Genomic DNA, 12,307 nt, shown 5'->3' with positions numbered 1-12,307 from the left:
GTTCGCCATATGTTCCAGATTCGACGCTGTAGGACAGCCCCAATCCGAAATTTCTACAGCGCCGCCGTCATCGGCGGATCGACGCGCGCGACGGTGCCGGGCAGGCACTGATCGGCCTTGTCACGCCGGATGCGGGCGCAGTCCCACATCGCCTTCTGCTCGTCTCCACGATGGCTGAATGCGAACAGCACGCCCGCCGGCCGCGCCTCGGTGACAGCGACCGGCACGCGCTCGGGCTTGTCCCAGCCATAGACGAGGCAGGTCTGGCGCTTGCCGCACACTTCCACCGCCTTGATCGCGAACCGGCCGGGATAATCGGCGGGGTCGAGATAGAGATAGAAGATACCGCGCCATTCGTCCGACCGGACGATGGCTCCGCTCTCGACGATTGGGACCGCGGCGTCGGCCGGCATCGCCGCCACGGCGGTCGCCGGATCGGTCGAAACCGTCGCCATCGGCGCCTCCCCCTTGGCCATCATCGCCGACAGCGCGGCCAGCCCGCGCGGTGCCTCGCCGGCTTGCGGTTTGGCCTGGAGCATCGCCGGTGCACCGGCGGGCCCGCGCCAGCGGAAGAACAGGTGGCGATGAAAGGCGAGCACCTTGTCCATCGCCCCGCTCCAGCGCGGCACGACATAATCGGCGTGATAATGGGTCGCGCCGCCGACCGCGCGGAACACGCCGCCGTTCAGCGCCCAGCGCGCGGTCGCCTGCGCCATCGTCAGCGCGGCGGGCGACGGCACCCGGCGATGGAGCGAGCCGTCGCACATGAAGCTGAACTGGCATCCGGTCGACCGCTCGGCTCCCTGCGTCACGACGCCGCACACCGTCTTGGGAAAGGCGGGGTGGCGCACCCGGTTCAGCACGACCTGCACGACCGCCGCCTGGCCCAGCGGATCGCTGCCCGCCTCATAATAGGCTGCCGCCGCCAGACAGGCCTCGGCCGCCGCGCGGTCACCCGCGCTGCCAGCCCAGGGGAAGGGGTGCGCCGCCGGATTGGGGCCACGCGCGAACGGGGTCAGCGCGTTGACCCGCCGCGCGATGTCCGCCGAGACGTCCAGATTGGCGACCGGCGCGACCACGGGCACCCCGGTGACGGTGGGCAACGCCTCCACCTCGCGCACGACCTGCGCCGCGATTACCGAATCGCTGCCCGTCACCCGGTGATAGCCTCCGCCATTCCACGGCGACCAACCGAACCAGACCGCGCAGCCGACCAGCGCGCAGACCATGGCCCCCAGCGCCAGCAGCACGTCGCCGCGCCGATCCTCCCAGATGGTGAGCAGCGTGCGCGTCATCGCCGACACGCCTCAATAGGCATTGCGGTGGACGATCACGCGGACCGTCGACAGCATGATCAGGATGTCGCGCCAGATGCTCCAGTTGTTCAGATATTCCAGATCGGCCTGGAGCCGGCTGACCAGATCCTCGCGCTTGTGGGTCGCACCGCGAAAGCCGCGGACCTGCGCCAGTCCGGTCAGCCCCGGCTTGCACGCATGGCGATGGTGATAGCGCGCATCGACATGCCAGAAGAGCTGATCGCCCGCGAGCGACCCCAGCGCATGGGGGCGCGGGCCGACGACGCTCATTTCGCCGCGCAGCACGTTGAGCAGCTGCGGCAGTTCGTCGATGCTGGTCGCGCGGATGATACGGCCGACGCGGGTGATGCGGTCGTCGTCGCGGCTGGCCGAACGCCCGCCCTTCGCATCGCTGGTCTCGACCCGCATGCTGCGGAATTTGTACATCAGGAACAGGCGGTTGCCGTAACCGACCCGTTGCTGGCGGAAGAAGACGGGACCGGGGCTGTCCAGCTTGACCGCGATGGCGACCAGGGTCAGCAGCGGCGCCAGAAACGCCAGCGCGATCGCGGCCAGCAGCAGATCGACGCCGCGCTTCAATATCCGGTCATAGGGGCTGAGCGGATTGGTCGACACCAGGATGGTCGACGATCCCGCGACCAGCGCCTGGCCGACGCTGCCCAGTTCGTCCAGTTCGGGGATCAGGATGTCGGCACGTACGCTGATCCCTTTCAGCGCCATCGCCCAGTCGCGCCGCCGTTCGGGGCGGCAAGCGACGCTCAACTGGTCGACATCGGCGAAGCGCCGCGCGAGCTGGTCGAGCAGATAGGGGTCGTTGAAGGTGTCGGCATCGATCCGCTCGACCTCGATCACCGACTGGCCCGCCGGCATGTCCATGCTGACCCCGTCGAGCAGCAGCACATGGTTGACCGCGCCGCCGCGAAAGGTCTTGGTCGACAGCGCGACGATGCCCGCGCGCAGCACGATCGCGATACCCAGCGTCAGCGCGATACCATAGCCGAACAGCAGCCGCGATGCCTGGCCGATGGCGTGCAGGATGAAGCCGAAGAACAGCAGCAGCAGCACCGCCTTGGCCAGCGCGATCACCATCGACAGGATCGAGCGCCGCCAATCGTTAAGATAATCGGGCCGCAAATTGCCCAGATCGAGAAAGCAGAAGAGCGGGATCAGCCCCGCGATCAACGTGATCGCCTCGGACGACAGCGCGACGTCGAACCGCAACTGGCTCGCGATGCCGATGCCCAGCATGACGGCGAACGCGTCCAGGGTCAGGATCGCGGCATAGAATCGTAGACGCAGGGCGCGCGTGGCGGTCCGCTTGCCGGCACCCGCCTGCGGCGTGTCATCTACACGTGAAAAGCTGACATATTGCACGGCTGCTCCCTCAGGGGCCGGCTATAATTGGCGCTCCGAAGTATCGTCCACGGGTCGACGCACACCCCAAATCCCATTGCGGGGCAGATTGACGGAGTAATGGCGGGCGTCACTTTGCTGCAACGCAGCAAGAAATCCCAATAAAATGCGCGCGTTACGCCGCACATTGCATGGTATTTCGCGCGTTAACCCACTTGTTAAGCTTTCCGCAATGCTGCCATATTACAAGGCAGGAGAAGGAAGGACGCCATGATCCATCATCACGAGTTCGACACCAGAACCTCCACCGCGCATGCCGGTGCCGTGAACGATGAGATCGCGGCCAGCGTCCTGCCGCTGGGCGAGACACCGCCCTCTTCCGCCAAGACGTTGTCGGTGGTCAATCTGGTGACGATCACCGCCGCCGCCAGCCTGTGCTGGGGCATGATCGCGCTGGCCGTGATGGTCCTTCGCTAAAGGAACGAACAAACCGGCAAGATCCTGCCGGAAATTGCTGGTTAACAACGGGTAAACCTTTGTCCTCCACCGCTGCGTAAGCGGTCGGGCCGCATCTCGTCCTCCAGGCAAGGAGGTAGAGATGCGATACCAAGTGCGCTTGGCGATGGCGGCTATCACGGTGGTGTTCGGGACCGCGAATCCCGCCCCGGCGCATGCCGCGCCGTCTCGCTTCCTGGTACGCGGCGACACCATGGCCCCGCCCACGGGCTTCGTCGCGATGTGCCAGACGGACGGAACCTTCTGCCAGGCCCAGCAGGACGCCGCATCGCCCGCCGACGCCGCAACCAGCGGCACCATCCCGGCATGGCGCGGGCGAATCGCCACTGGTCTGCCCGCCGTCACCATGGCGGTGGCCAATATGATCGCCGTCGCCCTCCCCGATATTCTGGGTGGCCTGAGCCATCCGTCCGCCTCGGGCATGGCGGTCACGACGCATCTTGGTCTGCCGCGCGCGCTTCGCAGCGCGGCGCCATCGGCCTTGCTGACCACCGCTCCGACCGAGCCGGGCTTTGGCCGCAAGCTGCGCCTTACGCTCCCGGATCGGATCGTGCCGCTTTGCGATGTGGGCGGTTCCGGTTGCGATCGGGCCGCTGAGACCGGTGCGCTTCCCGGCACCGCCATTCGCACGGCAGCCATTACGCTGTTCGATCCGCGTGACGCACAGCCGCAAGAGCTGCCCGAGCTGATCGTCGAACGGTCGGCGCCCGTCGCGACGATCGCGGTCACCGCCCCCGCTCGCCCCAAGCCGTCGCCCGATGCGGAGGCCAGGCTGCTGCAATCGGTCAACAAGCTGGTTAATGGCCGCGTGGTCCAGCGATCCGACATGCAGATCTACGCCACCGACGAGAAGTGGCAACGCAGCGGCATCGGCAGCCAGGCGCAGGGCGACTGCGAGGATCTGGCGATCGAGAAACGCTATCAACTGGTTGCGCAGGGCTATGACCCGGCGCGGCTCAGCTTCGCGGTGGTGTTCAGCCCGCAGACCGGCCTGCATACCGTGCTGGTCGCCCGTACCGACGACGGCGACATGGTGCTGGACAGCGCCACGCCATGGGTTCGCCGGGTCGACCAGACCAGCTATAGCTGGGTCAGCATCCAGTCGCCCGAAAACGGCATGCGCTGGCAGAGCGTCCGGACCTGAGGCACGGGCCCCGGCTTAGTCCGCCGGTTTCAGGACGGGCGGTGCGGCGGCGATCCGTTCGCCGGGACCGCCGATATGGTCGGGGCCATTGTTGAGCACGCGGACGAGATGGTCGCGGATCGTCCGCCGGTCCGCGAACAAATGGCTGATAATCTGCTTGTCGCACCCCTGCGGCAGCACGGCCAGCGACATGGTCTTGTCGGTCGCATCGACGACATAGCCGCCGAAGCGCTGATAGGCCCGCGCCAGCACGCGCCCTTCGCGCGTCAGCGGCAGCGCCTCGACATCGACCGAGGGCGGCAGCGCGAGCAGCGCGCCCATCGGCACCAGTCCCTGATAATTATTCTTGCCGCCGCCATCGCTGTGCGTCGCCGGCCAGACCTTCTGTTCCGCCATGGTCGCGCCCTTGCGCAGCTGGGTAGTGGACAGCAGCACGGCCACGGCATGCGGGATTTCACCCTTGGCCAGTTCCTCGCAGCGGACCAGCCCGCCCGCCAGCGAGCCGCCAAAGGCACGGATACCCTCGGACTGCCCCTCGACGCTGGCGATGCCGGGGCCGCGCAGGTCGGTGCGGACCAGATAGACGGCATGATAGTCGCTGGCACCCGTCCGCTTGCCCTGCCATGTTTCATAGGCATAGCGGCCGGCGGGATCGATCACGATGGCATGACCATCGGAGCCGCCCAGAAACTGGAGGCCGGTCGGCGTCGGAAAAGTGACCGAGCCGTTCGACACCGGCTGCCCGCTCGTCCAGCCGCTGCCCGCGCGGACATCATAGCGCCATGTCGCGACCGGAGCGCTGGTGCTGGCGCGGTACAGGCCGATCGCATCGGCCGCGATCCAGGGATAGGAGCCGCCGGGGCCGCCGCTATTGTCGGTATGCAGCATCTGGCTCTCGGCCGCGTCCGCCGCCTGATAATCCGCACCGCGCCCGATCGGGGTGTTCCAGATACTGTCATTCGCAAAGGGCTGGTCGGCCGGATCGCGCACCCCGGGCATGGTCGTCTGTGCCCGCGCGACCGGACCCGCGCCCAGGGCTGTCAATAGCAAGGCGACAAGGGGCGCCCGCAAAATCCGCATCACGTTCCGCCCTTGTGTCCGACAATGGATCATGACCGGCTCCATATTGTGTCGCCATCCCGCCTACCATGACGATAGTTTCATCGGGGATCAGGGATATTATAGATCGTAATGCGAATATCAGTCGTCATACCCGCGCGGAACCGCGCGAAGGTCATCGGCCGCGCCATAGAATGCGCCAACCGGCAAACGGTTGCACCCGTTGAGATCATCGTCGTCGATGACGGCTCCGATGACGATGGCGCGACCGTCGCCGCCGCACGCGCCGCCGAGGTCGCGGGGATTCCGGTCAGCATCTTAGAACTGGACGCCCGCGCCGGTGCGCCCAACGCGCGCAACATCGGCGTCGCCGCCGCCAAGGGCGACTGGATCGCGCTCCTCGATTCGGACGATGGCTGGGCGGAGACCAAGCTGGCCGAACAGATCGCGCTGATCGCGGACGATGTCGTGGCGATCTTCACCGACACCCTGTTCCATGACGGCAAGGGTGGCGGCACGACCAAGTTCGGCAAGGACGCCGATGACCTGTCGGCGCTGCTCTACGAAAACACGCTCGGCGGTTGCTCGGCGGTGATGATCCGCCGCTCGGCCTTCGACGCGGTCGGCGGCTTCGACATCAGCCTGCCCAGCTGTCAGGACTGGGACATGTGGCTGAAGCTGCGTGGCGCGGGGCGCATCGCGCTGTGCCACCGGCCGCTGACCCATTATTATTTCGATGGCGACGACCGCATCTCGCGCAATCCCGTCTCGGTCGCCAAGGGGCACCGCGTCCTCTATGATCGCATCCTGTCCGACTATGCCCCGGCCGACCGGACTGCGGACATTCGCCGTTTCCAGCGCTTTCACCTGGCGCAGACGCTGGTCTATTCCACCGGCATCCGGCGCGGCGCGCTCACGCCTGCCCTGCGCAATCTGGTCGCACCGCACGGCCGCACCACGCGCCGCTCGACCGTTCATCTGATCGGCACCGCGCTGGGGCTGATCCGCCCCTGATCCGTGACGTCAGGCGGGGCGGCGCATCGGGCGCCGCGCCGCCTTGCCGATCCAGCCCGTCACCATCGCCATCAGTTCGCGCCCCGGCTCCGATAGCAATTGTGCCGGGATGGCGGCGGCATAAGCGGCGATGGCCAGGATCACGAGGTGCGGCAGGGGCGACAGCCCCGCCGGCAGCACCATCTGCGTCGCGGCGGCAGCGCCCAGCGAGACGATGGTGACGATATGCAGCCTGGCGATGTCCCACATGCGGACCGAGGTATCGCGCGCCGACAGCCAGAAGAGCAGGGGCGAGCGCAGCGCCTCGCCGATGAAACAGGCCTTGGCCACGCCGATCGCGCCCCAGGGCAGGCCGATCAGGAACCCGATCACCACCGTGGCCGAGGCGAACAGGCCCCAGTTCATCATGACCTTGGACCGGTTGGTCGACATCATCAGCCACGGTGCCGATTCATTGACCAGCAGCATCGCGGCGGTGCCGGACAGCCAGGCGAAGATCGGCCCGACCGCCTGCCACTTGTCGCCCAGCAGAAACCGCACCGTCGCATCCGATCCGACCGCGGCGGCCATCACGCCGGGCACCGCGCAGGTCATGATCCCCTGCAGGAAGATCAGATAGGCCCGGCGATAACGCTGCGGCTCCTCGCGCGTGCGCGCCAGCACCGGCAGGATGATGCGCGACAGCGGCCCGCTGAAATTCTGGAGCGGGGCAGCCATCAGCCGATAGGCGCGGTCATAATAGCCCAGCGTCGCCGGCCCCCAGACGCGCGCGATCAGCACCTTGTCGATGTTGCGCGTGATGAACAGGGCAAAGCCATAGATGGACACGCCGCCGCCGAAGCGGACCATCGGCGCGATGCTGGCCCATTGAAAGATGAAGCGCGGCCGCCAGCGCTCGAAATACATGAACGAGAAGGTGTTCATCACCGTCGAGGCCAGCGCCCCCGCCAGCAGCGCCCAATAGGATCGCAGGATCAGTGCGGCGGTCACGGTGAAGGTGAACATCGTGACGCTGCTGATGATGTCAACCAGATTCTGCGTCTGGAACCGCATCTCGCGATTGAGCAGCGCATTGTAGAGCGGGTTGGGCGCGGTCGCCGCGATCAGCAGGCCCGAGGCCGCCACCAGCACGCCCGCCTGCGTGTTGTCGTAGAACATGGCGACGAACGGCCCCGCCGCCACCAGCGCCAGTGCGAGAACGAGGCACAGGCCGATGTTCAGCCAGAACAGCGACGACAGCTGGACATCGGACACCTCGTCCGACTGCACCACCGCATGATCAAAGCCAATGTTCTGAAACATAAAGGCAAATCCGGTGACGGGCGCGGCCATCGCGTAAATGCCGTAATCGGTCGGCGACAGGATACGCGAGGCGACGATCACCGTTCCGATCGTCGCGCCGACCCGCAACACTTGCGTGACGATCGTCGTGACCGTGCCGCCCAACACCTTGCGACGATATCCGTCCTGCTTTTGCACGTTCTGTCCCCGGCTCAATTCGATCGCCTCTAGCCTTCGCACGATCGGCGCGCCATGCGCGGCAGAGTGTCAGCCTGAGACACTTTGCGAATCTTGTTGGTCTCGGGCGCTGGATGGAGGGGACGAAGGCAATCGTGGCGACCATCGATATCGTCATGCCCGTGCGCAACGGCGGCGCCTATATCGGCGATGCCATCCGCTCGTTGATCGGCCAGACCGAACGGGACTGGCGGCTGCGCGTCTTCAACCATGGCTCGACCGACGACACGGGCGCGATCGTCGCCGCACTCGCCGCCACCGATCCTCGCATCGAGCAGGTGCCCTGCGCGCCGTCGCTGACCCTGTCCGAGGTCCGCAATCTGGGCTTCGAACGCGCCGAGGCGCCGTTCATCGCGCTCCACGATGCCGACGATCTCTCGCTGCCCGAACGCCTGTCGCGCCAGCGTCGCTTTCTGGAGAATCATCCCGATCTGGCGCTGGTCGGCGGGCAATATGAGACGGTCGACGCCACCGCGACACGGTCGCTGGGCGTCCGTCGCCTGCCGCATGCGGCCGATCGTTTGCGTATCGCCTGCCTGTTCAACAACCCGATCGCGCAGCCGACGGTCATGCTGCGCCGATCGGTGATCGAGCGGCACGGCGCGCGCTATGGCGACGGTTTTCTGGAGGCGCCGGGCGTGCCGTCGCTCCACGTCCCCACGCTGGCCGAGGACTATTGGCTGTTCGCGCAGCTCGCGCTGCTCGGCCTGTGCGCCAACCTGCCCGACAAGCTGATCCGTTACCGCCAGCATGGCGGCAATATTAGCATCAGCAAGTTCGACGCGCAGATGGCGGTGTCCGAAGACATATCGGACCAGCTGATGCGGCTGCTCGCCGCGCGGCATGGCGAGGCTTGGCAGAGCGTCCTGCCCTTCTGCAACCATGGCGCGCGGCTGGCCCCGGTGGCCGATCGGCGCGCCCTGCCCGCCGCCTGGCGGCGCTTGCGCGCCACGCTGCTGCGCATCTTCGGGGACACGCCGGGCGTGCAGCGCGAACTGGCGTTCCGCGATGTCCTGTCCAACCGGACGCTGCCCCTGATGCTCGGCCGCTTCGCGTGCCTGCGGCTGCGCGGCGGTCTCGACAGCGACGAGATGGCGACCATCCGCCACATCCTGTCCGCCTATAAGCCTGCCGGGTTGCGCCGCGCCGCCTGATCCGGCGTCAGACTTTGGGACGGTCGCGCCATCTTCGCGCCTGTTCGCAACCGCAGCACATGGCTAGAGGGCACCCCGGTCAGGGGAACGGTCATGACGATGTTGGGCGATGTGCTGCTGATCTTGGGGTTTCTGGCGCTCATGCCGGCCGCGCTGCTGTTCGCCGCCGAGATTCTGAGTGGCTTGCGACGCCCCGCCCCGCTGCCCGCCGGAGATGCGCCCGCGTTCACCGTTCTGATCCCCGCGCATGACGAGGCCGAGGTGATCGCCCCGACGCTGCGGTCGATCGCGGGGCAGCTTCGCGCTGGCGATCGCATGCTGGTGATCGCGGACAACTGCACCGACGACACCGCCGCCATCGCCGCCGCCCATGGCGCGGACGTGACCGAGCGGCAGGATCGGGTCCGGCGCGGCAAGGGCTATGCGCTGGCGCATGGTTTGGCGCATGCGGCACGCTGGGCCAATCCGGTGACGGTCATCGTCGATGCCGATTGCCTGCTATCGCGCGACGCGCTCCACCGGCTCGCCGCCATGGCCGCACGCGAGGGGCGGCCCGTTCAGGGCGATTACCGGCTGGAGGCCGCACCCGGCGGATCGCTGGCCAGCCGGTTCAGCGCCTTCGCCATTCGCGTGAAGAATTATGTCCGTCTGCTCGGCGGCAAGCGACTGGGCGTACCGTGCGTCCTGACCGGCAGCGGCATGGCCTTTCCGACCGCGTTGCTCTCACGCATCGAGCTGGGATCGGGCGAAATCGTCGAGGATTTGCTGCTGGCGGTCGACCTGACGCTGGACGGCGCAGGCCCCCGTTTCTGTCCCGAAGCGCAAATCACCAGCCCGCTGCCCGCGACCCGCGAAGCGGCCGAGGCGCAGCGCGCGCGCTGGGAGGGCGGCTATCTGTCGATCATGCGGCGCTATGTCCTGCGGCTGGCCTGCACCGGATTGCGGCGCGGCGACATGCGCGTGCTCGCATTGGCGCTCGACCTCGCCATTCCACCACTCAGCCTGTTGATCGCGGGGCAAGGTGCGCTCGTAATCCTGGCGGCGCTCTGGGCGCTGTTGTCAGGCCATGTCTTGCCGCTGGCCATCGGTGTCGTGCAGATGGCGCTGGTCGTGGGTGCCATCGCGCTCGCCTGGCACCGCTATGGCCGCGATCTGCTCAGCATCGGCGATCTGGCGCGGTTGCCGCTGACCGTGCTCGCCAAGCTGGGCTTTTATCGCCGCATCCTGCGCGCGCCGCAGCGCGGCTGGGTCCGGACCGAGCGCGGCGCGGAAATGAAGGGACGCGAATAATGGCCGCCACCACCGATTTCCTCGGCTTCCGTTTCGAACGCGGCAGCCGCGCGGCGCTGTTCGACCGGATGGTCGGCATGAGCGCCCGGCCCTTCGGCTATGTCGTCACCCCCAATGTCGACCTGGTCAACCGCGCCGCCCGCGATGCGGAGGTGCGTGCGCTCTATGACGGCGCGGCGGTGCATCTGTGCGACAGCAAGGTCCTGACCCTGATGGCCAAGGCCAAGGGCGTCGCGCTCGACTGCTATCCCGGTTCCGATCTGGTCGCCGACCTGATGAACCGGGGCGGCGCGGGACAGCGTATCGCCATCGTCGGCCCGAGCGCGGACGACTGGCGCGCGCTGGTCGATCGCTTTCCGGGCGTCGCGCTCCACCATATCCCCTCGCCCGCCGTCATGACGCCCGGTTCGGCCGCGTGGCAGACCTGCGTCACGCGCGCCGCCGCCGCGCCCTGGGACATATTGCTGATCTGCCTCGGCTCACCCAAGCAGGAACGGTTCGCGCGGGCCGTCGGCGCGCTCCGCCAGACGCCCGGCGTCGCCTGGTGCGTCGGCGCGTCGATCGACTTCCTGACCGGGCGGCAGGCCCGCGCGCCGCGCTGGGTGCGCGCGTGCAACCTGGAATGGCTGCACCGGCTGGCCAGCAATCCCGGGCGGCTGTGGCGGCGCTATCTGGTCGAGGGGCCACAGATCATCCGCCTGCTGATGCGCTAAGCGCCCCGTCTCACGGCCCGGCGGGCACCACGCCCCTGGGCGCGGCGGACAGGCGGCGGATCAGGTCGACCTCGGCCTGGCGATAGGGCGTGCCGTCGGCGCGGAACACCTCGTGGAACCAGATGGTCGGCTCCTCCAAGACATAGGGCTTTTTCCAGCTGTCCCAGGGCAGCCGCGTCTGCGTCTTGCCGTCGACGAAGCCCCAGTTCATCATCGCCACGTTATACCGTTTGGCGATGGGCAGCGACCCGTCAAAGGTCGATCCGTTGCCCCGCGCCATATATTCGGTGCACAGGATCGGCCGGTTATAGGGGAGCAACTGGCGCACCCGCCGCTCGAACGTCTCGGGCCAGCTATAGTCGTGGAACGAGATCACGTCCGACTGGCCGAGCTGTAGCTTGTCCATCGCCGAACTACGCCCGCCCGGCGTCCAGTCGTCGCCTTGCCACACGCCCGAGGTCAGCGGCTGCGACGGATCGGCGGCACGCGCCCAGTCGAACACCTGCGCCAACAGCGCGCGGACCAGCGGCTCCTTGCCCTCCTGCCCCTTATACTGGTCGGCGCCGTTGTCCGGCTCGTTCCAGACGTCCCAGCCGAGCACGCGCGGATCGTCCTTGAACGCGCCGATCACCCCCTGCACATAGGCGCGGTAGCGTGGCCAGCCGGCCCGGTCGCGCAGGCCCGCCATGCCCGGCCCCTGCACCCAGCCCGAATTATGGACACCGGGGATCGGCGGATGCTGCGGCCCCGATTTGGGATCGGGGTCCCAGCAGCTGTCGAACAGCACGAACAGCGGGCGGATGCCATGCGCCTTGGCCATCGTCAGAAAGGCGTCGATCCGCTGCTTGAACCCGTCGGGGTCCTGCGCCCAGAGCTGGTCGTGCAGGAAGACCCGCATCGTGTTCATGCCGATGCCCTGCGCCAGCCCCAGTTCGTCATCGATCCGCTTGGGGTCCCAGGTCGCGGCCTGCCACATCTCCAGCTGGTTGATCGCCGAGGCGGGCGTATAGTTCGCCCCGACCAGCCAGGGCTGCGCGGCATACCAGGCCTTGGCCTGAGCCTCACTCCAGCGGGCACGCGCCTGCGCCGGCACGGCGACGAACAGGCTGGCGACGGCGGCCCCCAGCAGCAATGCGATCCTCATCCATCCTCTCCCACGTCGCCCCGTCATCGTGTCCGCGACAGGGTCGTTTCATGAAGGCTAGGCCGATTTGCGGCATTGTTACAGGC

The 12,307-nt window shown here is 67.5% G+C and carries 11 protein-coding genes; 6 read left to right on the top strand and 5 right to left on the bottom strand.

All coding sequences use genetic code 11. The features are described 5' to 3' along the window. Positions 1-53: 53 nt before the first annotated feature. Entirely contained in the window at positions 54-1,295 is a 1,242-nt protein-coding gene (locus tag ACQHGV_RS03930; RefSeq protein ID WP_440979507.1) for a cell wall hydrolase, read from the bottom strand. A gap of 12 nt (positions 1,296-1,307) precedes the next feature. After that, entirely contained in the window at positions 1,308-2,690 is a 1,383-nt protein-coding gene (locus ACQHGV_RS03925; protein ID WP_440979506.1) for an exopolysaccharide biosynthesis polyprenyl glycosylphosphotransferase, read from the bottom strand. Positions 2,691-2,939: 249 nt separating this feature from the next. Between ACQHGV_RS03925 and ACQHGV_RS03920 the strand changes: the two genes are divergently transcribed. Both ACQHGV_RS03920 and ACQHGV_RS03915 read left to right on the top strand, forming a co-directional pair. Next, a complete protein-coding gene (locus tag ACQHGV_RS03920; protein WP_183951083.1) occupies positions 2,940-3,146 on the top strand; it encodes a hypothetical protein in 207 nt (68 codons plus the stop codon). 145 nt (positions 3,147-3,291) lie between these two features. Next, the gene (locus ACQHGV_RS03915) at positions 3,292-4,329 is read left to right on the top strand and encodes a transglutaminase-like cysteine peptidase (protein ID WP_440979505.1); all 1,038 of its coding nucleotides are present in this window, start codon (positions 3,292-3,294) and stop codon (positions 4,327-4,329) included. Between the two features lie 15 nt (positions 4,330-4,344). On the opposite strand, the gene ACQHGV_RS03910 is transcribed toward ACQHGV_RS03915, so the two are convergent. After that, positions 4,345-5,379: a hypothetical protein gene (locus ACQHGV_RS03910; RefSeq protein ID WP_440979504.1), complete on the bottom strand. Its 1,035-nt coding sequence runs from the start codon at positions 5,377-5,379 to the stop codon at positions 4,345-4,347. A 141-nt stretch (positions 5,380-5,520) separates the two neighbouring features. On the opposite strand from ACQHGV_RS03910, the gene ACQHGV_RS03905 reads away from it, so the two are divergent. Then, positions 5,521-6,402 (top strand): glycosyltransferase family 2 protein, encoded by an 882-nt coding sequence (locus ACQHGV_RS03905; protein WP_440979503.1) that lies wholly within the window; start codon positions 5,521-5,523, stop codon positions 6,400-6,402. A gap of 9 nt (positions 6,403-6,411) precedes the next feature. Here the strand turns inward: ACQHGV_RS03905 and ACQHGV_RS03900 are convergent, their stop codons facing one another. Then, on the bottom strand, positions 6,412-7,899 hold the full coding sequence (locus ACQHGV_RS03900; RefSeq protein WP_440979502.1) for a lipopolysaccharide biosynthesis protein: 1,488 nt from the start codon (positions 7,897-7,899) through the stop codon (positions 6,412-6,414). Between the two features lie 116 nt (positions 7,900-8,015). On the opposite strand from ACQHGV_RS03900, the gene ACQHGV_RS03895 reads away from it, so the two are divergent. From ACQHGV_RS03895 to ACQHGV_RS03885, 3 genes are all read left to right on the top strand, one after another. Further along, positions 8,016-9,074, top strand: coding sequence for a glycosyltransferase family 2 protein (locus tag ACQHGV_RS03895; protein WP_440979501.1), 1,059 nt, complete (start codon positions 8,016-8,018; stop codon positions 9,072-9,074). Positions 9,075-9,167: 93 nt separating this feature from the next. Continuing rightward, positions 9,168-10,364: a glycosyltransferase family 2 protein gene (locus ACQHGV_RS03890; RefSeq protein WP_440979500.1), complete on the top strand. Its 1,197-nt coding sequence runs from the start codon at positions 9,168-9,170 to the stop codon at positions 10,362-10,364. Continuing rightward, positions 10,364-11,077 (top strand): WecB/TagA/CpsF family glycosyltransferase, encoded by a 714-nt coding sequence (locus tag ACQHGV_RS03885; protein ID WP_440979499.1) that lies wholly within the window; start codon positions 10,364-10,366, stop codon positions 11,075-11,077. The genes ACQHGV_RS03890 and ACQHGV_RS03885 overlap by 1 nt, the downstream gene beginning before the upstream one ends. A 10-nt stretch (positions 11,078-11,087) precedes the next feature. Here the strand turns inward: ACQHGV_RS03885 and ACQHGV_RS03880 are convergent, their stop codons facing one another. Then, complete coding sequence (locus ACQHGV_RS03880) at positions 11,088-12,221, bottom strand: glycoside hydrolase 5 family protein (RefSeq protein ID WP_440979498.1); 1,134 nt, start codon at positions 12,219-12,221, stop codon at positions 11,088-11,090. Between the last annotated feature and the right edge of the window lie 86 nt (positions 12,222-12,307).

This window comes from Sphingomonas pseudosanguinis, from assembly GCF_052056765.1.
Taxonomy (GTDB): Bacteria; Pseudomonadota; Alphaproteobacteria; order Sphingomonadales; family Sphingomonadaceae; genus Sphingomonas; species Sphingomonas pseudosanguinis.
This window is presented reverse-complemented; position numbering and strand designations above follow the sequence as displayed.